This is a genomic window from uncultured Bradyrhizobium sp., assembly GCF_936943645.1.
In the GTDB taxonomy this organism is placed as follows: domain Bacteria; phylum Pseudomonadota; class Alphaproteobacteria; order Rhizobiales; family Xanthobacteraceae; genus Bradyrhizobium.
Genome location: NZ_CAKZJO010000051.1, coordinates 57,491 through 81,949 on the forward strand (window position 1 = coordinate 57,491; position 24,459 = coordinate 81,949).

Here is a 24,459-nt window from a genome sequence, read left to right on the forward strand (position 1 = left end):
CCGCGCGATCCGGCTGCGCCGGCGGCAGGATCCCGCGCATACGCTCCGAACTCGTCGGGATTCGAGAACATCGAGCGCTCCGCTATCGAGGCCGATCCGTTCGTGCGCCATGCTCCCGCCCCAAACGCCTAATCCTAAGCATCCGGCATCTGCTCGATCGCTTTCTTCCTGCCGGCTTTCGCCTTTAACTTGCCGGACTGCGCGACCGGCGAGCCGATGCCTGTTCCCGCATTGCGAATAGCCTCCTGAAGCTCGCGCTTACGGCGTGCGAGCAGGTTCCTCACATCGTCTTCCTGCTCGGCCGTCATTTCGTCCCGCGCAAACGATAGTGCGGCCGGACTACTTTGCTCATCTTTTGGAAGCAATGCAGCTTCAGTGATCACCTCTACACCGCGGGCCTCGTCGACGCGTTTGGCGAGTGCTTCGATCGTTGGCAGATCGAAGATCGTGCGGATCGGCAGCGTCACTCCGAATGCCTGCTTGATGCGAGCCATCGCACGGCCCGCCAGCAAGGAATGACCGCCGAGATCGAAGAAATCGTCGGAGACCTTGATATCGCTCACTTTCAGCAGGTCAGCCCAGATCTCGCGGATGGCCTTCTCGGTGGAACGGGACGGCTCGACCGCCGGAGGCACGATAATCGGTTCCGATCGCGGAGACGCTGCGATGGCTGCGCGATCGACCTTGCCGTGCCCATTGAGGGGCATGCGCTCCAAAAACAGGAAGACCGACGGCACCGCTTGGCTTGGCAGCCTGGCTTTGAGAAATTCGCGCAGTTCGGTCGCGCTCGGTTGATGCGCGCCCGTGGCAACGACATGGGCAATCAGCTTGATATCGCCGCTTGCCTCACGGCGCGGCTCGATCACCGCGGCGCCGATCCGTGGATGATCCAGGAGGACATGCTCGATTTCCTTGAGCTCGACGCGATAGCCGCGGACCTTGACCTGCTGATCAGCCCGACCGAGACACTCCAGGGTTCCATCCACGCGCCAGCGCGCAAGGTCACCCGTACGATAGAGCCGCGCATGTGCACGATCACTGAAAGGATCGCGCTGAAAACGCGCGCTGGTCTGCTCGTTGTCTCCAATGTAGCCGCGGCCCACGCCGTCGCCGCCGACATATAGCTCGCCGGTCACGCCGATGGGCAATGGCCGCAACCCGCCGTCAAGAACATAGAGTTGGACATTCGGGAGCGGGCGACCGACGGACACGACGGACCCAGTTGGCGCCGCAACCAAGCGATGCAGCGAAACATCGTCGGAGCATTCCGATGCGCCGTAGGCATTGATCACCGGCACGCCTGGAAAGTGCTGGAACCAGCTCCGGCAGACATCGGCCGGGAGCGGTTCGCCTGTCGAGATCAACAACCGAAGGCCCGCAAAGGCACGGTAAATTGCGGTCTCATTCACCCGCTCGAGGATCAACCTGAGGAGCGATGGAACGATCTGCAGGACCGTGACGCCTTCACGGTGCATCTCCTGTGCAAGCGACAGGGGATCCTGAACCACCGCGTCTGCGCAGATGTGGACACGGGCGCCAGCGGTCAATCCGGCGAGGAACTGCCAGACCGAGATGACGAAGCTCTGTGGCGCCGTCTGAGCGATCACGTCCCTATTTGAGAGGGCGAGCTCGGACACCAGCGAAGCCAGGTGATTTGTCAGACCGCGCTGCTCGATCATCACGCCCTTCGGCGCGCCCGTCGAGCCGGACGTGTAGATGAGGTAGGCAAGGCCCGATGGCGCTCTTGCTTTCATCGGCTTGCGCTGGCCGCGCCCTTTGATGTCGTCGAGCATCGCGCAGGGCAGACGAGCAGCCGAAGAGGCCGAAAATATCTCATCGAGCCGGCTGGCGCAGCCGCGCGAACTCAAGAGCAGTCGGGGTTGCGCCGACTGGAGGATTGCGGCAAGCCGCACGGCAGGCTGCGCCGGGTCCAAACAGAGAAACGCCGCGCCCGCACGCTGGACCGCGATCATTGCCGCAACCAGGTCGACGCTCCGCTCGGCGAGGAGCGCGACGATCATGTCCTCTCCGACGCCCTCCCGGGCCAGCCGCTGCGCGATGGCAAGGCTTCGGCTGGCGAGTTCGCGGTAGCTCGATTTGCCGGAGCTGTCGCTAGCAGCCGTCGTCCTGGGATCACGCGCCACCCGACGATCAAAGCGCTCGATGAAATTGCCACGTCGGGGAAGACTTGCTCCCTTCCATTCTTCGAGCAAGCGATGGCGCTCCACCGACTCGATCAAAGGCAGGCGGGATATTTTCGTGTCGGGATCGGTCGCAATGCCCTGGAGCAGCGATTGGAAGTGTCCCGCCATCCGGGCAATCGTGTCCGCGTCGAACAGATCGGTGGCGTATTCGAAGAATCCCGAGAACTGTCCGTTGGTCTCAAGGAGTTCGAGGGTGATATCGAACCGCGCGACCGCCGGGTCGATCTCGATCCGGTGCGTCGACAAGCCAGGGAAATGGCCGGCCTCGACGGCGGGGTTTTGCAGGATGAACATGATCTGAAACGGTGGACTGCCGTCCCGGCGCGACGCCTGGAGCGCGCGCAAAACCGCTTCGATGGGAATATCCTGGTTGCGATAGGCATCGAGCGTGACTCGGCGCACGCGTTGCAGCAGTTCGCTGAAACTCGGATCGCCTGAGAGATCCGTCCGCATGATCACGCTGTTGGCGAATATGCCGATCAGCGGCTCGGCCTCAATCTGGTTGCGATTGGCGATCAGCGAGCCCGTCGCCACGTCCTCATGGCCCGTGTATCGACAGAGCAGACACTGGAACGCGGCCAGCAGCATCATGAACGGCGTGACGCTGTGCTGCTGGCCAAGCGCCTTGACCGCTGCCGACAATACACGCGGAATTTTGATGTAGTGCCTGGCACCGCGACCCGTCCAGCTCTCGCCACGCGGGCGGTCCGTGCGAAGCGGCAGCGTCGTCACACCATCAAGCTGCTTGCGCCAAAAGTCGAGCTGGTTGCTCGCCGCCTGCGTCTGCGCCCATGCCTGCTGCCAGCCGACATAGTCATGATACTGATGCGCCGGGCCGCGGACCGGCGACCGCTTGCCGCGTCGAGCGGCCGAATAGTGTTCTGCAAGCTCCTGCCACAATAGCCGCTGCGACCAGCCGTCTGTCGCGATGTGATGCAGAGTGACGATCAGAGCGTGATCTTTTGAATCAAACCGCAACAGCGTTGCCTTGAACGGCGGCTCTCGTTCGAGATCGAAACAATAGTGAGCAACCTTCATGGCCTCGCGCCGGATTGCGCCTGACCGCTTCCCGGCGACATAGCCGGCCAGCCTGATCTGTTCGAGCCGCGGAGAAAGGCGACCGACCTTCTGCACCGGCTCCCCATCGGCCTCTGCAAAGGTGGATCTCAGGATCTGATGACGCCGCGCGACGGCCGCGATGGCCGCCTCGAGTGCCTCCACGTCGAGCCGGCCCGACAACCTCGCCACTTCGACGACATTGTAATTGTATTTGGTCGAATCCAGCTTGCTGAGGATGTACATCCTCTGCTGCTGGAACGAGAGCGCTACGGCACCGCCACCGCTTGCGGCACGATGCCATTTGGGCGCCGCGTCACCGTGGCGCGCTGACGAGGCCTGCAGCCGGACCGCCAACGCTGCGATCGTGCCGGCATCAAACACATCGCCGAACGTGAGATCGACTCCGAACTGTTCGCGCAAGCGCGACAGCACCTGCGTGACCGCAAGGGAATCGGCGCCGAGCGCAAAGAAATCCTGATCGACGCCGATCCCGTCCACTTCCAGGACCTTCGACCAGATCGCAGCGAGCTGGGCTTCCAGCTTCGAGCGAGGCGCGACGGCCGGCACCGTGGCCCCCGACGCAATCAGGCCGGGGAGCGCGCTTCGCGTGATCTTCCCGCTGGCGCCCTTGGGAATTTCATCGACGATGTGGATCAGGCTCGGCACCTTGTAGGCGGCAAGCCGACTTGCCGCCAGTTGCCGCACCTGCTGCGGGGTGACGCTGGCGCCTGGCCTCAGCACCACGACTGCTGCAACGTTCTCGCCGAGCTTGTCGTGCGGAACACCGAACGCTCCGGCCTCCAGCACGTCGGGATGGGTCAGCAGGGTTTCCTCGACCTCGAGCGGCGAGACCTTCTGCCCGCCCCGATTGATGACGTCCTTGATGCGGCCGACGATGAAGAGATAGCCGTCCTCGTCGAGAAAACCGAGATCGCCGGTGCGCAACCAGCCGTCCCGGAATGCGGCATCCGTCGCCTGCTGATCATTGTCGTAACCGCGCGTGATCGTCGGCCCTCGCAGCACGATCTCGCCATGCTGGCCGCTCGCCTGCTCGCGTCCGTTGCCATCCATGATCGCGATATCAGGACCGGCAGCCACGCCGACCGAACCGGACTTGCGCCGATGACGCGGATTGGCGGCGATCTGGGATGCGGCTTCCGTCATGCCGTAGGTCTCGACGACGGGCACTGCAAACAGCGCTTCAAGCCGCTCCAGCGTTGCGGGAGCGAGCGAGGCCGACGCCGAGCGGATGATGCGCAAGGAACTCGGCTCTGCGGCGCGATCATCCGCAAGCGCAGCCGCCAGGACCGCGCGATGGATCGTCGGCACGGCCGTATACCAGGTCGGCTGCAATTCCCTCAACCAACCGAAGAAGGAGGCTCCGTCGAAGCTTTTCGTGCATATGACGCTCGATCCGGCGGCAAGTGCAGTCAAAAGCCCCGAGATCAAGCCGTGCGCATGAAAGAGCGGAAGGACGTTCAAGAGGCGGTCGGCCGCCGTGAGAGACAAAACGGCTCCCGCATTGACGGCTGAAAGACAGACGCTTGCTTGGGTGAGCGGCACCATCTTGGGACGCGCGGCAGTGCCGGAGGTGAGAAGAACGAAAGCATCGTCATCGGGGCCGATTTCTCCAGTTGCTACTCCTGCAGTGCGAGTGCTGCCCGTTAGCTCAAAATCGGCCGCCCTGACTTGCAAACCAACGTCGAGAACCGGAATTCCCAACGACTGCGCAACATTTCGGCTCGCGGGCTTCGCGTCGCCGCTGGTGACGAGCGCTGCCAGTCTCAAATCGGCAAAGTAGCGCTGCAGTTCGTCAGGCGTAAAATCCGGATTGATTGGAACACAAACGGCCGCAGCGGCTATCACAACCAGTGCAAGAGCGTTATCAGCACCACGCGGAAGCACAACCGCAACGCGATGATGACTGGCAACGCCAAACTGCCGCAGCTGTCGGCGGACGCGCTCCGCACAAACCCAGAGCTCGGCGTAACTGACAGAATTTCCAGCCGAATCCATGATAGCGTTTTGCGCGGGAGTCGTCCGTGCATAAAACGCGAGTAGACCAGCAATGCTGGAGAACGCTTCTCGATCCACCGGGGATCGCTGCGACGATGAGACTCGAGCGGCCAAGGTGATGCCTTTTTTCTGGGCCTGAGCTATCGTGCACGACGATATCGTCAGTGATTGGAAGAAGCAAGATGAGCGACATCGCCGCTACGCGAAAACGTTACGTCGCGCAGATCAAGAAGCGCGGACGAGTTTCCTCGTCGCGATTGCTTGATGCGTTCGCATCTGTTTCGCGCGAACACTTTGCTGGCCCTGGGCCTTGGCGGGTGCGGGCCTCGGAAGGTCGCGAATATCAGACGACGCCAGACGCCGATCCGGTCCATCTCTACGATGACGTGCTGGTCGCGATCGACGAAAGCCGAAGGCTGCACACCGGCCTTCCCAGCCTCTGGGCCAATCTGTTCGAAATTCTCGATATCAAGGCCGGCGAGCGGGTTGTCCAAATCGGGTGCGGTCTCGGCTATTTCTCGGCGATCCTGTCCGAACTTGTCGGCCCGCATGGCAAGGTCCTCGCGATCGACTGCGAAAAGGAGTTTGTCGCCCAAGCAAGAGCGAACCTACGCGGCTACAGGAATGTCCGCGCCTTATGCACCGATGCGTGCCGCAATGTCGGGGAACCGGCGGACGTCATCGTGGTTCACGCCGGCTTCACGCACCCCCACCCGCTCTGGCTGCAGTCGCTTCGCCTTGACGGACGGCTCCTGGTGCCACTGACCAAACACAACCGCGAAGGAACAATCGTGAAGGTCACGCGAAAAGTTGATGGCTTTCACGCGGAAGCGGTTAGGCGTGTCGAGATATTCCCCTGCAAGGGACGCGGCGAGACCGAGCTGGACGAGCAAGTCGCCGATTGGTGGGAGCAGGCCTCCGTTCTCGCGCCGGTTCGCTTTCAGGCAATTGAACACGGCCTTCCTTCGGACAGTTGAAAGCTCACTCCACCGATTTGCCGATCCGATCGAGATTTCGCTTGCCTGTGCGCTCGGCTTGGATTTCAATTCGCGTAGGGATTGTGGCGCGGTCTGAGCAGGGGATCAACCTTGACGATCATCACCGACAACGTCGCGGACCAATGGTCCGCGCGAACTCCTTCGATCGCAAAGGTGGCGTGGGCGAGTGTGCTGGGGACCGCGATCGAGTGGTACGACTTCCTTATTTATGGAACCGCCGCGGCGCTTGTATTCAACAAACTGTTCTTCCCGGCATTCGACCCTTTGATCGGCACCGTGGCCGCCTTCAGCACATATGCCGTCGGGTTCGTCGCCCGCCCGATCGGCGGCGCGATCATCGGCCACTTTGGCGACCGCGTCGGCCGCAAATCGATGCTGGTCGCGACTTTGCTGTTGATGGGCATCGGCACGTTCCTGATCGGCTGCCTACCCACCTATGATCAGGTGGGCATCTGGGCGCCCATCATGCTGGTGGCGCTTCGCTTCATTCAGGGTATCGGCATCGGCGGCGAATGGAGCGGCGCGGTGACGATGATGATCGAGCACGCTGGCAAGCGGCGCGGATTCTGGGGCAGCCTGGTGCAGGTCGGCTTTCCCATGGGTGTGGCCGCATCGACAGGGATCTTTGCGCTCGTTACGCAGCTACCCGAAGCGAGCTTTCTGAGCTGGGGTTGGCGCGTGCCCTTCCTTCTCAGTATCGTTCTGGTCTTGGTGGGGCTGTTCGCCAGATATAGCCTGACCGAAACGCCGGAGTTCAGACAGGTTCTCGAGCGAAAGGACGTCGTAAGCCAACCGATCTTCGAGATCTTCCGGCGCGACTGGCGCAACCTCCTGCTCGCGATTGGCATCACGGTGTCCGAGGTCGGCCTCGCCTATCTCCTCACCGTATTCGTCATCACCTATTCGACGACGAAGCTCGGGATGCCGCGGCAGACCATCCTTAATGCCGTGGTCTATGCGGCGCTGGTCGAATTCGTGACGTTGCCGCTGGCAGGGTGGCTGTCCGACATCTATGGCAGGAAGACGCTTTACCTGGCCGGCGCCGTCGCTTCCATCGTCATGGCCTTTCCCCTGTTCTGGCTGCTCGACACCAAGGATGCCACCATCTTGACGCTCGCGCTGATTGTCACGATGACGCTGACTCATGCCCTGCTGTTCGGACCGAAGGCCGCGTACATGCCGGAATTGTTCGGCACGAGAATGCGCTACAGCGGCGCCTCGCTCGGCGCCAATATCGCAGCCGCGCTCAGCGGCGGTCTGTCACCACTGATCGCAACCGCGCTGCTGGTCTGGACGGGCGGGGCCTGGGCAATCTCCGTGTTCATCATCGCGCTTTCCGTGCTCACGCTGGTGTCCGTGCTTGCGGCACCGGAGACGGCTCGCCTTCCGCTCAAGTACTGAGACGAGAGCCGAAAGTTGGATCGGACTTGCGCAACTCGCTCTCCCGGTGATCCCATGCACGAGCCCAAATCGAAGCAGACAGCGCAGATTGCGCCAGCGGGCCTCGCATTCCTCGTGATCACGTCGATCGGCTGGGGCAGCAACTGGCCCGCAACCAAATATCTTCTGGGCCAGCTTCCACCGCTGACCTACCGAGGTGTCATGGGCCTCGTCGGTGCGGCGCTGCTCGCCAGTTTGGCCGGGCTTCGTGGCCAAAGCCTGCGCGTGCCCGAGGGCATGTGGGGCCGCATCATCCTGTCAGCGACCTTCAACGTGACCTGCTGGATGATCCTGATCGGGTTTGCGCTGCTCTGGCTGCCCGCCAGCGAAGTCGCGCTGATCGGCTATACCATGCCGGTGTGGGCCGCGATCATTGCCTGGCCGGTGCTCGGCGAAAAGCCGACCGTATTGCGCACGACGGCGCTGTTCATGGCGCTCGCCGGGCTCGCGACCATCATGGGCGGCAACGGCATCTCCGCGAGCTGGGAAAAGCTTCCGGGAATCGTGCTGGCCTTGGGCGGTGCGATCGGCTTCGCATTCGGCACCGTCTTTGCGAAGAAACTGCCGATCCAGATGCCGCCGCTCTCGTCGGCTGCCTGGCAGATCCTGATCGGCTGTCTTCCGATCACTTTGATCGGACTTGCGATCGAGACCACCGACGTTTTCGCCATCACGCAGCTCGGCTGGATCCTGATCGTCTATGTGACGATCATGCAATATTGCGTCGCCTATGTGAGCTGGTTCGCGGCGCTGGCCCGGCTTCCAGCCTCGATCGCCTCGATCGGCACGATCGGCGTTCCCATCGTCGGCGTGGTGGCATCCGCGGTGACCCTGCACGAACCGCTCGGCGCGGGCAAGATCGCGGCCCTGCTGTTCACGCTCGCGAGTGTCGTGCTGGCGACGAGGGCTTGAGGCTTACACCCCGCCGCGCTTCACCCTTTTTCTCACTTCGGCTCGAACGTCTGCTTTGCACCAGGACTTGCGAACCGGGAAGCATTAGCGCTCGTCCTTCATAGACCCGACGCCATAGCGAGCACTCGCCTTGCTCCACGATTGGGCACGAATTGCCCTACAATTGTCATAGCGCTTCCACCGCATCGCAATATACTTCGTCTAGCAATCAGAAATGTCAGGCGAACTTTCGATGATCAGACATGCGCTCCGCATGCTGGCCACAATGTATTGCGTTTGCGGCCCGCCCGCCTATTCGAGCTACGAATCCCAAGCGGTGACACCACCGTTATCCTTCTCGCAGTTCTGTATTCAGTACCCAGAGGACTGCCAGCGCCACGACGACCGCAGGATCCGGGATTTTCGCTCCTCGATTCAGCGTTGGCGAGAGCTTGCCCAGATCAATGCAACGGTGAATTTCGGCATCGCGCCAAAGAATCCGCCCGCAAGCCGGCGTGACGCGGAGTGGCAGATATTCCCTGACGAAGGCAATTGCGGCGACTACGCCGTCACCAAGCGGCATCTGCTGCTGCGATCGGGCTGGCCCAGCGCAGCGCTCCTCCTCGCGGAGGTCGTCATCCGAGCAACCGGTGAGCATCACCTTGTGCTGCTCGTGCGCGAGGGAAAGGCGGTGCTGGTGCTCGACAACCTGAGCCCGGTGGTCACGCCGCTGGTGGATGCGCTGGAACGCTTCACTATCGTGCGGGCGGAGTCGGGTGCGGAACCCCAGCGCTGGACACGAGAGGTCGCGGCGTTCTAGCCGTTGACCGATCCGCGGCACCAAATGCTCCACCAGCATATTGCTTCTTGGCAAGCCGTTCTAAAAGTAACCATAGCGCGGTTTCCAGCGCCTCCGAAAGCGGCAAGAAGGCCGTTAATCTAAGCTCGACTTTCGGGCGATTTCACCCTCCCTAACCAACTCAATTTCATGTAAGCACAAGTCTCAAATTTGGGATTGATATGACAAAGAAACGAGCTCTGATTACTGGCGTTACCGGCCAGGATGGCGCCTATTTGGCCGAACTTCTTTTGCAGAAGGGATATGAGGTCCACGGCATCAAGCGCCGGACTTCGCTCTTCAACACCGATCGCATCGATCATCTGTATCTCGACCCGCACGAGCCCGATCCGCCCTTCAAGCTTCACTACGGCGATTTGACTGACTCCTCGAGCCTGATCCGGATCGTCGGCCAAGTCCAGCCAGACGAGATCTACAACCTCGCAGCGCAGAGCCATGTCGCGGTTTCGTTCGAAGAGCCGGAATACACAGCGAACTCCGACGCCCTCGGCGCGTTGCGCATTCTGGAAGCTATGCGCATCACCGGCTTGGAAAGAAAAGCGCGGTTCTACCAAGCTTCGACGTCTGAGCTCTACGGCTTGGTCCAGGAGATCCCCCAAAAGGAAACCACGCCGTTCTATCCTCGATCACCGTACGCCGTTGCCAAGCTTTACGCCTACTGGATTACGGTCAACTACCGCGAAGCCTATGGCATGTATGCCTGCAACGGCATTCTCTTCAACCACGAATCTCCGGTCCGGGGCGAAACCTTCGTGACCCGAAAGATCACGCGTGCTTTGGCACGCATCCATTTGGGACTGCAGGAACGGCTTTATCTCGGCAATCTGGACGCCCTGCGCGATTGGGGGCACGCGCGTGACTATGTCGAAATGCAGTGGCTGATGCTGCAGCAAGACAAGCCGGAGGATTTCGTGATTGCGACCGGCGTGCAGCATTCCGTCCGGGATTTCGTGAATGTCGCGGCGAACGAAGTCGGCATGACAGTTCGTTGGGAAGGAAGCGACGTCGAGGAAAAGGGATACGACGCCAAGACCGGAAAGTGCATTGTTTCGGTCGATCCGCGCTATTTCCGTCCCACCGAAGTCGCGACGCTTCTTGGTGATCCGTCGAAGGCCAAGCAGAAGCTCGGCTGGGAGCCGAAGACGTCGTTCGAAAGCCTGGTTCGAGAAATGATGAAGGAAGATCTCGAATCCGCAAAACGGGACGAGCTCATCAAGCAGCACGGCTTCAGATATTATCCGCGCCACGAGTGAGCGACGGCAAGCGTAGAAGCAGAAGGGCGGGAAGCTGAATGCTCTCCCGCCCTTTTCAATTTGCGAGTTGTCGCGTCGACTGATGTTCGTCAGGGCTGGGGAACGGCATCCTTCACTGGAATTGAGACGGATGTGGGCGACAAAGCAGGCTTTGGCACCTTCAAGGCTGCCATGTCCTCGACCCAGCGCCGGACAATCGTACGACGATCCCAACGCTCGACGGAGCGCCTTCGGCCCTCTGCACCCAGCTTTTCGCAAAGCGCGGGGTCCTCACTTAGGCTCTCGATTGCTGCGGCGAGCGCCGGTGTATCGCCTGGTGGAATGACCAGCCCGGCACCCTCAACTTCAGCGGCAAGGCCGGTGCCTTGGCTCGCCATGGCAATAACGGGTCGCCCGGATGCGAGAACCGCCCCGAGCTTTGAGGGCAGAACCAGATCGGCGGCCTCCGCTTTCTGAGGAATGAGATGAAAGTCGGCCGTCGCCATCAATTCGTTGAAGCTCTCGATAGGCTGCAAGCCCAGGAAATGGACTCTCGAACGGCCGGCCGCCATCTCAACCAGCTTTGACTTGTGAGGGCCCTCGCCCGCGAGGATGAAATGAATGTCCGGGCGACTATCTTCCAGAGCGGCAGCCGTATCGATTGCGAGGTCCAGCCCCTGCTTGTTCGACATCGTGCCTGAATAGAGACCGACGATCGCAGTGTTGGGAATACCGAGCTCTTGACGGTATCTGGTCTGCCTGGATGCGGGATGGATTGCGCTCGTATCGATCCAGTTCCTCACCTCGGTCGTGCGTTCTGCGTCCAGCCCCTTGCCGCGCAGGCGATCGACCATCTGCGGTGAGATTGAAGAAACCTTGTCAAACGAGCGAAGGATGGCCGCCTCGGTCTTCAACATCACCGAGCGCAATTTCTCGTTCTGGAGCAAGCCGAGATCGAAAGCCGCATCGACTTCGAAGTCCTGTACGTGGAGCCAGGACTTGGCTCCAATCCGCCGCGCAACAAATGAGACGAATGCAGCGGACATCAACGAAGGGGCGGCGGAGAGCATGATATCAGGACGCCAGCTGAGGGCCTCCTTCACGACAGGTAACATGCTGCTCAACGCAAAGGACGCGTGATGAACCAAGCGCTTCCCGCCCGATGGCTGCGCAGGCACATAGATCGGAGTGCGCGTAACGCGGACGCCATTGATATCCTTAGCCCTGAAATAGGACGCACCAAAGCCAGGCGGGATCTTCCAGGCGGGATAATATGGCGGCGCGGTGATCACCCGTACTTCGTGACCTTCGTCGACGAGGCTCTCGCACAGCTCCGTATTGTACTTCGCCACGCCAATGAGATCGGGCGCATAATTGATGCCGACCAGCAGAATACGCATCAACGGAATCCAGCTTGCTATTCAAGATCAAAAATTCATTCAATCGAAGTCGTGAGCTGCTCAGCTCGCCCGGCTAACCTCCAAATGGCGGCCATGCCCCTGAAGGAAGTCATCATACGCCGCAGCGATTCCCGCGCGTAGCGAAGTGGTGGCACGCCAGCCCAGCGCGCGAAGACGCGAACTATCCAGGAGCTTGCGCGGCGTCCCATCCGGCTTGGACGTATCGAAGACCAACTTGCCTTCGTACCCGACAACATCCGCTACGGCCGCAGCGAACTCTGCGATCGAGACTTCATCGCCACTGCCGACATTTATCGGGAGGTCGCTCGAATAATTCTTGAGAAGGAAAACGCAGGCGTCCGCAAAATCCTCGACGCAGAGAAATTCGCGGAGCGGCGTGCCCGTGCCCCACACGGTGACTGTCGGCGCCTTGGCAAGCTTGGCCTCGTGGAAGCGCCGGATCAGTGCAGCCGGCACGTGACTATGGTCCGGATGATAATTGTCGCCGCGGCCGTAGAGATTGGTCGGCATGGCCGAGATGAAGTCATCGCCATATTGCCGGCGATACGCCTGGCACATCTTGAGGCCGGCAATCTTGGCGATGGCGTACCATTCGTTGGTGGGCTCAAGCGGCCCGGTCAGCAGTTCGCTTTCGGCCATCGGCTGCTTGGCGTGCTTGGGATAGATGCAGGAAGAGCCGAGGAACAGCAGCCGCTGCACGCCAACTGCGTGACTTGCGCGGATCACGCTCAATTCCAGCGCGAGGTTGTCGCAGAGAAAGTCGACGGGGAAATTGTTGTTGGCTGCAATACCGCCGACCTTTGCAGCGGCGTGAACCACGACCTCGGGACGATTGGCCTCGAGCCATTTCAGCGTGGGCTCTTCTTTCGTGAGGTCCACCTCACGCCGATCCGCCGTCAGCACGGTGCAATTCTCTGACGCGAGTCTACGAACGACAGCCGATCCGACCATGCCACGGTGTCCCGCGACGAAGACACGTTTGCCCGTGAGATCGTAGGTTGAAGCCCCTGTCATCACTATCCTCTACCAGCGTCCGGTTAGCCGGATCATCACCTCTGTGAGTTCCAGCGACCACCGCATTAAGCAATTACGCTGCCGATGCAGCCCCGCCAGACAGCTAACACAATCTTCACCATGCGGCAGCCTGTCCCGGTCAGGCAAAGATATTCATGGTGAACCCGCGCTGCGCGCACAAATGGTCAGCACACCATGAAGCAAAAACGAGCAAGGCAGCCGCATCGGCCGAGCGGCTGCCTTGAAAGATCGATGAAAGCAGCAGCAGCCGCTTGGTCAGCTCAAGCTCAGTACGCCCGGCGCAGGACTGGACCGACAGGCGCGCAGACCCGGTCCATATACCAGCCATAGGGCGTCTCGACCCGCACCAGCGGGCAACGGCGCCACGGCGCATAGCGGTACGGATAGGGCTGCGCCCAGAACGTCACGGGCGTCGCCTGGCTTTCGCCCGCGAGCAGCGCGGCCGGTGCCGGCATCTGCATCGCGGCGTTCGCTCCGCTCGCTGCGCAAAGCGTAGCAGTTGCGGCCAAAAGGCCAGCTCGCATCAACGTCTTAAACATCCAAAATAGCTCCTCGCCCCTTGCGGAGTTAGTCCCCGACCGTGTTCGCCAGATCCCAGCCGACCGACGTCGCCGTTTCGAAAGGCACTCCGCGACTAGCCCAAATAGTGAACCGAACTTTACCAAGGCCGACGACGCAAATGCAACAGACGCCCAGGCATCCGAGGGCCTCTTGGGACGATATGGCGCGCAAGTGTGGCTTCTTGGTCCTATTTTTCCTCGCTCCAGGCGCCCGGGGCGGCGAGATCTGGCGATCGGCGGTAGACATCCCGAAGGAACTGGTAGTTGACCGCCTGAGCCAGGGGCACGTCTTCCTCCCCGAGCTTAGCGAAGAGAAGGATATCCCGGAGCGTCCGCCAGCGGCTTTCGTCGTAGTCGCCGATGCGGCCGCCCGTCGGCAGCACCAGCGGGCGCTGTTGCTGCAGCTCGAATTTGAGCCGCTCAGGGTTCAGCGCGGCTGGTCCGGCCCCGGCGAGAACGGGCACGCTCCGTGCATAGTCCGCGTAGGTGAATTGCCACCCCCGTATGAGGCCCTGAAGGACATCGGCAATCATGGATGGCTGTTCATGGACGAGAGCGTTGCTCGCGAAGTAGACCAAGCCAGGAACATGGATACCGTAGTCTTGCGGTTTGATGACATTCAGCTTCACAAAAGCCGAACTGGTGGGATCCGGTTGCTCGTCGATTGCGGCAATGATGGCATCCACCTCACCGGCCCGCAGGGCTTCGAAGCTGTCGCGGTCGGGCACCTTGGTGATCTGGCTTCGAGGAAGTCCGAGCTGCGCCATCATGGCATCGAAAACGACGTCGCCCTCGCTCGCCCGGCGATACCCGACCCGCTTTCCGACCAGATCAACCGGCCGCCGCAAACCCGAGCTTTCGAGCGTGAAGATCGCGACGGAGGTATCGAGGAAGCTTGCGGCAAAGGCCGTGACGGGAACGCCGCGCCAGGTTGCCAGCAGGAACTTCTGGCCACTCGTCACGCCGATGGCATGTTGACGTGCGATGGTCTGGACGAAGTCCGGATCCGGTTGAGCGGCCAGCTCGATACGGGAGGAGAAATATTTCTGCCTCGATGCAGCGAGCTCGCCGGCAAAGCGAGCGCCATACGGACCATCCACGAGGAGCTTGACCGCAACGGCGTTGGCGACTGTCGGCGCCCTCAAGGGCGTCACATCGGGGCGAAGAAGGAGAAGCGCGGTTCCGACCAAGGCCAAGGCGGCAAGGCCAATGGCGAGGGTGCGCTTCCCTCTCGACCGGGTTCGCCGCCGGGACTGAATTCGAGGCAACGAGATCTTCCTAACAGGCTGTGAAATTTAACATATCAGGCGGGGCGAGATGGGTTACAATGGAGCTTATGGGGTAAGGTTAATTTTCCCTTCGCCTTGTTTTAACAGCGATTTTGACCGATAGCACGGCTTGTTCGGGTCAATGAATTTTGCGTCAATGGGCTTGGTAGAATGACGATTCTTTCCACACGGCCGGTACCTGTCGCTGATTCCAAGGCGAAAACTGGCGTGGTCGAGTCGACTCCGGCTTCCACGAATGGCTTTGCGTCCAGCTGGATGCGCCCTGCGGTTGTCGAGCGGGCGATGGCTGTGGTCGATGCAGTGCTGGTCGTGGTCAGCGGCATCGGCTGCGCGGTCGGCTATCACATCGCCACCGCGGGCACGCTGGGCAAGACCGATGTCTATGCGGCGGCGAGCGTGCTGGTGGCGATCAATTTCGCGCTGCTGACGACGGTGCAGCACGGCTACCGCCTGAAGAACATCACCAACCTGCCGCGCATGTTCCGGATGACGCTGACGACCTGGACCGGGCTTTTCGGGGCGCTGCTGGCGATCGCGTTCACGATGAAGGTCAGCGACGAGTTCTCGCGCGGCACCACGATCTCGTTCTACCTGGTCGGCCTCACCGCCCTGCTCGCCTGGAAGACGGCGGCGGCGCGCTGGACCGCGCATGGTCTGCGCACTGGCGCCTTCGCCAACGGGCGGGCGCTGCTGATCGCCGAGTTCGGCCTTGCCACCTCGTCCAACGCGGTCGACGACCTCGGCCAGCACGGCTACCGCCTGATGCGGGTGATGGAGATCCCGGCCAAGGAGCTTGCCTCGCCCCTGCTGCTCTCCTCGCTGGCGCCGCGGTTCGAGGAGCTGATCAATTTCGCGCGCGAGGAGCGGATCGAGCACGTCTTCCTGCTGATCAACTGGAGCCGGCAGCATGCGATCGAGAGCATTCTGGACGTCCTGAAGATCCTGCCCGTCCCGGTGCATCTGGTGCCGGACCCCAACACGGCGCGCTTTCTGCGCTATCCGCTCCAGGGCACCGGCAGCACCTTCACCGCCGAGCTGCGCCGCGCGCCGCTGTCCTGGAAAGAGCGCGCCTTGAAGCGCGCGCTGGACCTCGCTGGCGCCAGCGCGGCGCTGGTCGTGTTCGCGCCGGTGATGCTGGTGACGGCGCTGCTGATCAAGCTGAGCTCGAAGGGCCCGGTGTTCTTCCGCCAGACCCGCCACGGTTTTGGCGGGCGCGCGTTCAAGATCTTCAAGTTCCGCACCATGCGCGTGCTGGAGGACGGCCCGAAGATCAAGCAGGCGCAGAAGAACGACCCGCGCGTCACGCCGATCGGCAAATGGCTGCGCAAGACCTCGATCGACGAGCTGCCGCAGCTCTTCAACGTGCTCAAGGGCGACATGTCGCTGGTCGGCCCCCGCCCGCACGCGGCCGCCCACAACACCGAATATGAGCAGATCATCGGCAACTACGCCTTCCGCCACCACGTCAAGCCCGGCATCACCGGCTGGGCCCAGGTTAATGGTTACCGCGGAGAAACCCGCACGCTCGACCTGATGCAGAAGCGCGTGGAGTATGATCTGTGGTATATTAATAACTGGAGCGTGGGTGTCGACCTACTAATCATCCTTAGGACGATCACGGTCTCATTTCGTCAGACCTCTGCATACTGAGAGTCGCACGTTTTCGTCGTTCTGCACGACTCCCAATTGGCATCACCTGCTGAAAAGAATGCCGTTGGCCCGTTCGACGTCCAGAGACGCGAACAACAATGGCAAACAAAATAAACGTTAGACCGAGCAGAAACCCATATCCATTGTAGAAATAGTTAAATCGAGCGAATTCAAAAATTGCCACGAAGCTGATGGGATACAAACAAACGCCAATGGGATCTTCTTCTGAGAACAACCGACCCAAGCGGCCAAAAATATAGAACTTCGCGATCACAATCGGAATGAAGAAATAGCTAAAGTCATTGAAGTCCTGGAAAAGACCGCCGGGATTGCTCAAACCTGGGTCGGTAAAGCCCGCAGAATGAAGTTCGACGAGCAGAGCCTTGGTCCCAACGCCTACATCCGTGGTCTTTCCAGCACCGAGCAGCTTATAGAAAGGATCAGCGAAGTACCAAATATCGGAAGTGAACCCTTCGAAGAGACCAGCGTATAGTTTGTTTATCGTATCGGCGTAATAGATGAGCGTACTGTTCAGCTCAAAATAGATCGCACTAAGCGTATCGCCGGTCAGGCGTACACCTTGCGTCACCAGTCGATCTCGCAATGCCAAACCCATGTAGAGCGGCAGGATTGGGAGAGCCGCGAGAACGTACCTAAACAACGAGCGGCGAGTTATCCCTTGATAGCAGATTGAGACAACAATAAGAAATTCAAGTACTGCGGACCTCTCACTTAAGGCAACGGCTCGAACAAATATACTGACAAACAGCACCAAGACTGCAAGCACACTCTCTCTCGTTATTCGGCCGATCGAGACCAAGTACACAGGCAACGCAACAATATACAGTCGGACTAACACGCCAACGCCCTGGAATTCCAAGGCCGCACGCGCTGTTAGGAAACTTCCAGACCGGTATGCAACGAACGTGTAAGCTGCAACAATCACGCTTATGAAAGCGCATGCCCATAATGTTGCACGCGCGAAGCCTGGCGCCCACTCCGCGAACCTACTTCGGCCTCGATGAGACGTGAAAGCTCTCAGTGGAAAGAAGCTCCTACGACCAATTCTCTTATATCCAGCATGAGTGACGCAAAACAATACAGCTACGATCAGACCTGCAACTAGGAAGTGCTCTAGCGGCCCCACCACGCGCCCAAGCGTAAAAATGATATTATCTTCCGCTAGAAGATATGGAATGAGCGTTACGACGCTAAAGAAAGTGACCGCCGCATATGGCGTTGCCAGCCAAGGCAGTCGATGTTCTTTGTAATCCATTGGATCTGCTTATTCGCTATCCTGGTTGGCTCCGTCGCCCAAAACTTGCGATCGAGCTTTCCCGCAAAGGCATGTTACGTTGCAGCTTTCAAGCGCTTGAGTTGGGCAACGGTCGCGGGCGATAAATGACCTTCCTGATAGATCCCAACATTTAACGTCACGGCCGCTCCAATTTTCACCCAATTTCTCACAAAAGTAATTAACTGATCGTCTTCATAAGCCGGGGGAGGCATCGGACCGGGCATTTCGTGACCCCATTTCCCGTTGCAGTCGATCGGCGTTAAGACGTGATATAAGCAATTGGTGTTCGCAACCATCGCTTGGCTTGGTTGAAACGACTGACCCGGATCGCGTCCAAACGCTGCTCGTCCATCGACAATTTTCCCACACTCACCTGCCAAGAAATCCTGCTCGGTACTCGTCGGCGCTAGCTTTCGCGACAGAAAGGACCCATCGTTGAAAGCTATTACCCGTTCGGGATTCCCGCTTCTGGCCGCTTCTGCCCAATCGCGCCAGTTGCGTGAAGCCCAGGGATAAGTCTTAGAATCGTAACAACCATCAAACCACCAGCCGTCACAGCTTCTACCGAGATGGTCCGAATAGGCCTTTACGAACGGCAGATATGCCTTCTCAAATTCTTCCCTATTGGGTTCATCCCAACTGAATAACGGTTGTACTTTGCGAGAGTTGCCGACTTCTCCCGGCAGATAAGCAATAAACCGCCGGTCCTCAGCCTTAATTGCCTCAGCCATTTCGAGTACTAGATCTCGGCCAGACTGGAGTTGGCCAAACCCCTTTTGCTCCAGATACTTGTTCCGGCCGACATACAATCCGGTGTTCTGTCCCAGAGTAAAAATGACCCACGAGGCGCCGGATTCACGCAGATCATCAACGAAGCGCGCCAAGTTGAAATTGTTAACAGCAATCTCTAGATTACGGACTCTGGTGCCAACCTCGGGAGCCGGCCCGGGCGCGATCCAATGCACCATGATACCCCATCGGCCCGACATCCACTCGGCGCGTCCCCGAGCACGGGTTTGCGGAGGCGCTGCCAGAACGCGCAGTCCACTCAAAAGGGCGCTTGCTCCGAGAATAGACGATGCACCGAAGCGAAGCGCATTTCTCCTGTTTATCATAAGGATTGGTCTCCGGGCCGCCCTTTACTCAAGAGCAGGCACAGTTGCAAAGAAACTTACAGAAACTTCGCTGCTTGAAATGCAGGCGAAAAAGCCAAAAACTGACATTTCATGCCCTTAGCGCTGCTAAACTCAACATCTAAGCCACGAGATTGCATGAAGCGGCGAATTGTGTCCTGCTCTCCAATTCGTTCAGCGTCGTCGAAGATAACCAAAAATTCATCCGCAAGATGATCCGACAGAATCTCCAAACTCGTCCAGCGCGAGTTACGCCTCGATCCATGGGGGCCATCGATTAGGATTAGATCAAATTTTTGGTCCTTCAAAGGTTCGATATCGACGTAGGCATCAACCTCTATTCCCTCGATCCTTCTTCGAATGAGACGGCGGTGAACAACGGTGTGCGAAACTATCTTGGACACCCTTTCGTGCCATTCCTTGTCGCTTTCCAGCGTAGTCACCTGCAATTCAGGCCTTTGCAGTTGAAGCGCACCTAGAAATCGGGTTGTCTGCCCTGCCCCCAATTCCAAAACCCTAGAACAGCCCATCTCGGTAATGGCTCTCATTAAAATATAGAGCAAACCGTAGTTTGCGGCGGATTGAACTGGGTAGAGAGGGGGTAGACGCAGATCCATCGCCGAAGCGCTTTGATGAATCATGCCTTGAAAAAACGTCTCTCTGCTATGGAGAGCACCAGTTAGGTTGAACATCGGCTGAAGCCGGCGCCACAATCTCAACCTGCGTAACGTGCGGTCCAACTCTGAACTTCGTCTCTTCACATTTTCTTCGTGCATATTCAGCAGCCCTTCGAGATTGATGCGATTTTGTCTTACAGAGATCGCCAGAGAAGCCATAAATAGAAGGCCGAGTAAGCAAGCGACACTGCCGCGAGAAATGGAAATACCGAAACTTGCTCCCGATACGCAAACCACGCCAGCACGCCCACGACAACTATTCTCGCAATATCCCAGATTAGGACGGTGATGTGCTGATTGCGGGCGAACATCGAGGTTGAGAAGGGTGAGATTACGAACTGGCAGATGAAAATAGGGGAAAGTGATCGGACGTAGCTGCCGGCGTCAGACCATTGCGGGCCGAATACGAATCCATACAGCTCTCTGCTAAATAGAAGAAACGGCACCAGTATCAGTACGCCAGTCCCGAGTATCCAGGGCGCATAGCTCCAGAACAAATTTTTGGTTTGGCCACGATGGACGGCTGCACCGACTTGCGGAGCAATGAAGTGGGTCAGCGCGATAGAGATCGCACCAAGCGCGCCGTTCGTTGTTCGAAGCGAGAAAGAAATGAGGCCAGCAGGGCCGTTACCGTACAGAGATGCAACAACAAGAACCAGGACCTCGCGCTGAGCCAGTATGTTCACGCCTGCCGTAGCTCCACCCCAAAACAGATAAGCAGACAGCTTCTTGCAACTTTGAAGAATCTCTTTGATTGAGAAGAATCCGCTAAACGTTCTTAGCGTTGGCCACATCAATATGCACATCACAACGGTCGAAACCGCCTGACCGACAGAATGTCCGAGAGCGAGCGTCGAGTCGTCGAGAACAAAGATACAACTTACTTGGATCGAAATGATAACAAGGATATTTAGTACGCGCCCAACGCTATAAATCGCCGCGCGCTGAACATTTACAGCCAGCATTAGCAGTATCTGATAGATTGATGCGCATACTATTGTTGCATAGGCAGCCAACGCATCCACAGAGCTGACGGGAAAAAGACCAGAAAGAATAGCCGCACAAACCGGTAGCGGCATCAAGATGCCACCAAATATCAAAACGAAGGCAATTGATGCAACGGTATTTCCTTCAATTTCAGCTGCATCCTTCGACAGAGCGACCGCAGTGTCCAGCCGCGATAGTAAGAGCGCTGCACCTATGGATGTTGCAGCCAAAAATATGCCGTATCGTCCAAATGACGAAGTTGTAACAAGGCGGCCAAGAACGAGTGCTGCAGCAAATGAGAGCCCCTGGGCACCTATATTGCTTACGATGAACTGGAGAAGGCTCCGGGGTACGCCAGAGCTCCTACCGCCTCCCTTAGCCCGAAACCTTTCATTCTCGGCCGTCAACGAACCACCAGCGCGTGTATCAGTTCAAGATATTTTTCAGCGATTGCGCGTCTTGAGTATGCCTCGCGTATCGTTTCAGCGATTGAGGTGCTGCCAACGAGAGAACGCGGACCAGAAAGAACTGCATGGATCTGCTCAACCCACTCGTCCACTGAAAGCGGATCCGATACATACTTTGCGCGTCCCAGTGTGACCTCGCGAAGGGCCGCAATATCGCTCACGATTGTACTTGTCCCAAGACCCATAGCTTCGACTGGCGGCAATCCAAACCCCTCGAACAACGAAGGGAAACAAAAGACTGAAGCTGATCTATAGAGGCTCCCCAAAGTTGCGTCATCTATGTGACCCGTAAACTTGACGATATCGTCAACGCCAAGCTCGTTAATGATTGCCTTCAGCTCACCTGTATAATTGCCTGATCCAAGCTTAGTGGAGGCCTGGCCAACTAGAACCAGTCTTAGATTCGGGAAGTTTCGAGCAAGCTTCGCAGTGGCTGATATCAGCGTTTCTAAGTTCTTATGCGGAAAGTGATGCGCTACAGACAAGATGTAGGGCCCGTCGAAGCCCTCAGCACGATCACCCGGAGCAACATCGAAACGCGACCAGTCTACCGCATTGTGAATAGTTACTAAGGGAGAGTTCAAGCCCGTGTAATGAGTTTGAATGTCGCGATGCGTCGCGTCTGAAATGCAAACCACCGCATCGCTACCGTTCAACGATCGAGCCAAGTTGTACCTCAGCCACAGTTTTTTCTTCAGGCTGAAGTTGTTTGGATAATGAAGATGCTGCAGATCGTGGATGATGACGATTTTCTTACCAAGCCTGCTATTCGTCGCCAACGGAAGGTAGTAATTCGGAAATATCGTAGCATCGAAGCCACCTCTGCACGACGCCGCAAAATATTCTTCTGCCAAGAAGCGATTTTCTAAGCCTCCTACATATTCTATTTTTGCTCCCTGAGAGATCAGGGATGACCTTGCTGCTTCGGGGAGCCGCGAAGGCGTAGCAGCGACGATTGTGACGTCGGCGCCACAATCAAGCAGACCAAGCGCTAGGTTATAAAACGCTTGCTCGACGCCTCCCACCCTGCCCGGTTTTACAAAATTTGCGGATAGCGCAATCCGCATCGATTTTACTGCCCCCGCCCCGGCAACATCGAAACGCCCTACCGAATGAGCTCCATTCAACATATGCAAGGCTCTAATTTTGCAGCGAGCTTTTGGGCGAACGGGAGCTAGTGATATTTCGCCAGACGCGCCGTGAGAACTTGAGGCCGGCCAAAAGCATCAACATAATACTGGCTATCGTGAACTTCCCCTGCTCCACGCTCTGCATCGCGACTTTGGCACGTCCTTGCATGTGCAGCGAATGAACCCTTACTCTATTTGTAGCCCACCCTGCGCCAATCTCGAATACGCAGGGTTGCCCTTCGATCGAGCCCAGCAATTTCGAACCAAAAACGTTCAGAAACTTGCGCTCGCCTTGCCATCCAAGCGTAACATTGTGATCCCACAAGCCATCTTTCTCTAGAGTCAAGATATCAAGAACGCGCTCGTCTTCCTTCATCCAAGCGCCCAAGGCTATCATGTCTGAGAATCCAGTGTAGTTCGGATATCTTCTCCCTTCCGCCTCAATCGCAGAAAGCAGCTTCTCTTCTTCGACAATGCGCCTGAGATATGTAACGAAACAATTCAAGCCATGCCTTGTCCAGAACGAGCAGTGCGGAGACGCATGCCAATAATCAGCGGGCCCCACGCATACACTCACGCCCGCCAAGTTTCTCTTGGCGCGCATAATCGAAAAGATCTCGTTTCCAGCATTTAGAGCCGACGGAAAGAGCATGAGGTCCGTATCGATCATGACGAACTCATCGATTCCCATGCGATTCACATACTCTCGCGCTCGAAAATATCGTTTGAAGCAAGCCTTTTCGAAGAGAACGGAGTTCGTCGAGGTATGCCTGTAGTGACGCTCGAATAAGTGCCAGTCATCATCTCCAAATTCAGACAGATCATGCAGGTTTAAAATTTGAAAGCCGGCCACTGATGCTTGTCGCCGCGCAATCTCGCCATAGGCTGACGCTCCATCGTGGATCATTAAGACGGTGCAAGGTACGCCGGTCATGCAAGCCTTCGCGCTATGTCTAGACTGATGATGTTGTCGATTTCAGCACACACCGCCGTCCAAGGGCGGCTGGGGGTGGGGTTTGGCACCCCAAACCGCCTGGCTCTTTCGAGGGCCTGGACGAAGCTCTCGACAGAATTGGGAGAATACGAATACAGTCCTCTCTGCTCGGCATCTTTGTCTAAGGAGAATGGACAGACTACTGGCTTGCCGAGAGACAGGAACATTCGGATCTTATTGCTGCTCTCTAAGAGATATGACGGACTATCGCTCCTGTAGAAGGCAGCGCCTATGTCGGCCGAAGTCGCTTGCTGGACTATGTCTGCATAAGGCTGCTCCCCGTGGAGGATGATATTTGAAGATTTGGGTATCCCGGGGATCTGACCGAAAAAGTGAAACTTGTACTCGGTAATCTTGGGAATCACTGAAGAAACAAAATCGGAATCAAATGCCATCCCGCCTACCGTCATAACATTCAGTTCCCCGCGCGAGAAATTGTATGGGTTCCACGTTTCTCCGGTCTGACAATCCAGAATTTCGCGAGACACCCCGTGCGGCACGATCGAAATTCTACTGGGATCGATACCGCTCAATTCCGGTGAACCTAGCATCAGCCTGCTAGGCAGCAGAATGCGATCTATTCGATCGCGAGTTGCCATAAAGGATGCAACTACGCTTGGATGAATACCGACCGCCGACAGTAGATCTGATGGACGATAGACGATGATCTTTTTATTCAAACATCCGAGCGCTTCACTGAGTAGAAGCACTCCATCGCAACTCTCTAGCAAAACGGCATCTACGTCCTCGATGATCGGGCAAACAGCATGCGCTAAGGAGCGCCGGTACGGCTCGGTTGCAAAGCCGAGTAAACCCCTCAAGACAGACTTTGATGTCGCCTTGGGATGAATCATTGGACAATGGATATAAGACAGAAACCCGTCACCGTTTTCTCGGAGTAGGTTCAGTCCATGCGATTGGGCATCACGCCAGCGTTCCGTACCTTGAAGTCTATCGAGCGACGAAATTCCGACTGTGATAAATTTCACCTCCCATCCCGCATTTCGAAGGCCTTCAGCGATAAAATGAAAGCTGGTACGCTTACGGCTTGTTGCAATCTGAAAGCTTATCACCGCGAGCTTACGCGTGCGCAAATGAGAGGTCCCGCGGGACTGAACAC

At 58.1% G+C, this 24,459-nt stretch carries 18 protein-coding genes; 6 read left to right on the plus strand and 12 right to left on the minus strand.

What is annotated here, in order from left to right:
• Positions 1-134 precede the first annotated feature (134 nt).
• Positions 135-5,357, minus strand: a complete 5,223-nt coding sequence (locus Q0743_RS09955) for an amino acid adenylation domain-containing protein (protein ID WP_367184874.1) — start codon at positions 5,355-5,357, stop codon at positions 135-137.
• A gap of 104 nt (positions 5,358-5,461) precedes the next feature.
• On the opposite strand from Q0743_RS09955, the gene Q0743_RS09960 reads away from it, so the two are divergent.
• From Q0743_RS09960 to gmd, 5 genes are all read left to right on the plus strand, one after another.
• Positions 5,462-6,256 carry a methyltransferase domain-containing protein gene (locus tag Q0743_RS09960; protein ID WP_298241357.1) on the plus strand — a complete coding sequence of 265 codons (795 nt, stop codon included), beginning with the start codon at positions 5,462-5,464 and terminating at the stop codon, positions 6,254-6,256.
• A 120-nt stretch (positions 6,257-6,376) separates the two neighbouring features.
• Positions 6,377-7,678 carry an MFS transporter gene (locus Q0743_RS09965; protein ID WP_298241524.1) on the plus strand — a complete coding sequence of 434 codons (1,302 nt, stop codon included), beginning with the start codon at positions 6,377-6,379 and terminating at the stop codon, positions 7,676-7,678.
• A 54-nt stretch (positions 7,679-7,732) separates the two neighbouring features.
• Complete coding sequence (locus Q0743_RS09970; RefSeq protein ID WP_298241358.1) at positions 7,733-8,629, plus strand: DMT family transporter; 897 nt, start codon at positions 7,733-7,735, stop codon at positions 8,627-8,629.
• A 232-nt stretch (positions 8,630-8,861) separates the two neighbouring features.
• Complete coding sequence (locus tag Q0743_RS09975) at positions 8,862-9,428, plus strand: transglutaminase-like cysteine peptidase (protein ID WP_298241359.1); 567 nt, start codon at positions 8,862-8,864, stop codon at positions 9,426-9,428.
• A 200-nt stretch (positions 9,429-9,628) separates the two neighbouring features.
• Positions 9,629-10,720: a GDP-mannose 4,6-dehydratase gene (gene gmd, locus Q0743_RS09980; RefSeq protein WP_298241360.1), complete on the plus strand. Its 1,092-nt coding sequence runs from the start codon at positions 9,629-9,631 to the stop codon at positions 10,718-10,720.
• Positions 10,721-10,809: 89 nt separating this feature from the next.
• On the opposite strand, the gene Q0743_RS09985 is transcribed toward gmd, so the two are convergent.
• The 4 genes from Q0743_RS09985 to Q0743_RS10000 form a co-directional block, all read right to left on the minus strand.
• Positions 10,810-12,099, minus strand: a complete 1,290-nt coding sequence (locus Q0743_RS09985) for a WcaI family glycosyltransferase (RefSeq protein ID WP_298241361.1) — start codon at positions 12,097-12,099, stop codon at positions 10,810-10,812.
• Between the two features lie 60 nt (positions 12,100-12,159).
• Positions 12,160-13,134 (minus strand): GDP-L-fucose synthase, encoded by a 975-nt coding sequence (locus Q0743_RS09990; RefSeq protein ID WP_298241362.1) that lies wholly within the window; start codon positions 13,132-13,134, stop codon positions 12,160-12,162.
• A gap of 287 nt (positions 13,135-13,421) precedes the next feature.
• The gene (locus tag Q0743_RS09995) at positions 13,422-13,694 is read right to left on the minus strand and encodes a hypothetical protein (RefSeq protein WP_298241363.1); all 273 of its coding nucleotides are present in this window, start codon (positions 13,692-13,694) and stop codon (positions 13,422-13,424) included.
• Positions 13,695-13,903: 209 nt separating this feature from the next.
• Positions 13,904-14,983 (minus strand): ABC transporter substrate-binding protein, encoded by a 1,080-nt coding sequence (locus Q0743_RS10000; RefSeq protein ID WP_298241364.1) that lies wholly within the window; start codon positions 14,981-14,983, stop codon positions 13,904-13,906.
• A 303-nt stretch (positions 14,984-15,286) separates the two neighbouring features.
• Between Q0743_RS10000 and Q0743_RS10005 the strand changes: the two genes are divergently transcribed.
• Positions 15,287-16,654 (plus strand): undecaprenyl-phosphate glucose phosphotransferase, encoded by a 1,368-nt coding sequence (locus Q0743_RS10005; RefSeq protein ID WP_298241365.1) that lies wholly within the window; start codon positions 15,287-15,289, stop codon positions 16,652-16,654.
• On the opposite strand, the gene Q0743_RS10010 is transcribed toward Q0743_RS10005, so the two are convergent.
• The 7 genes from Q0743_RS10010 to Q0743_RS10040 all read right to left on the minus strand — a co-directional run bounded on the left by Q0743_RS10010 (position 16,620) and on the right by Q0743_RS10040 (position 24,433).
• A complete protein-coding gene (locus Q0743_RS10010; protein ID WP_298241366.1) occupies positions 16,620-17,930 on the minus strand; it encodes a hypothetical protein in 1,311 nt (436 codons plus the stop codon). The genes Q0743_RS10005 and Q0743_RS10010 overlap by 35 nt on opposite strands.
• 74 nt (positions 17,931-18,004) lie before the next feature.
• On the minus strand, positions 18,005-18,919 hold the full coding sequence (locus Q0743_RS10015; protein WP_298241367.1) for a hypothetical protein: 915 nt from the start codon (positions 18,917-18,919) through the stop codon (positions 18,005-18,007).
• A 203-nt stretch (positions 18,920-19,122) separates the two neighbouring features.
• Positions 19,123-19,920, minus strand: a complete 798-nt coding sequence (locus Q0743_RS10020; RefSeq protein ID WP_298241368.1) for a class I SAM-dependent methyltransferase — start codon at positions 19,918-19,920, stop codon at positions 19,123-19,125.
• Entirely contained in the window at positions 19,896-20,978 is a 1,083-nt protein-coding gene (locus tag Q0743_RS10025; RefSeq protein ID WP_298241369.1) for a hypothetical protein, read from the minus strand. Before Q0743_RS10025 ends, Q0743_RS10020 begins: the two co-directional genes overlap by 25 nt.
• A gap of 173 nt (positions 20,979-21,151) precedes the next feature.
• Positions 21,152-22,345, minus strand: a complete 1,194-nt coding sequence (locus Q0743_RS10030) for a glycosyltransferase family 1 protein (RefSeq protein ID WP_298241370.1) — start codon at positions 22,343-22,345, stop codon at positions 21,152-21,154.
• A gap of 10 nt (positions 22,346-22,355) precedes the next feature.
• Entirely contained in the window at positions 22,356-23,279 is a 924-nt protein-coding gene (locus Q0743_RS10035; protein WP_298241371.1) for a hypothetical protein, read from the minus strand.
• Complete coding sequence (locus Q0743_RS10040; RefSeq protein ID WP_298241372.1) at positions 23,276-24,433, minus strand: hypothetical protein; 1,158 nt, start codon at positions 24,431-24,433, stop codon at positions 23,276-23,278. Before Q0743_RS10040 ends, Q0743_RS10035 begins: the two co-directional genes overlap by 4 nt.
• Positions 24,434-24,459 lie beyond the last annotated feature (26 nt).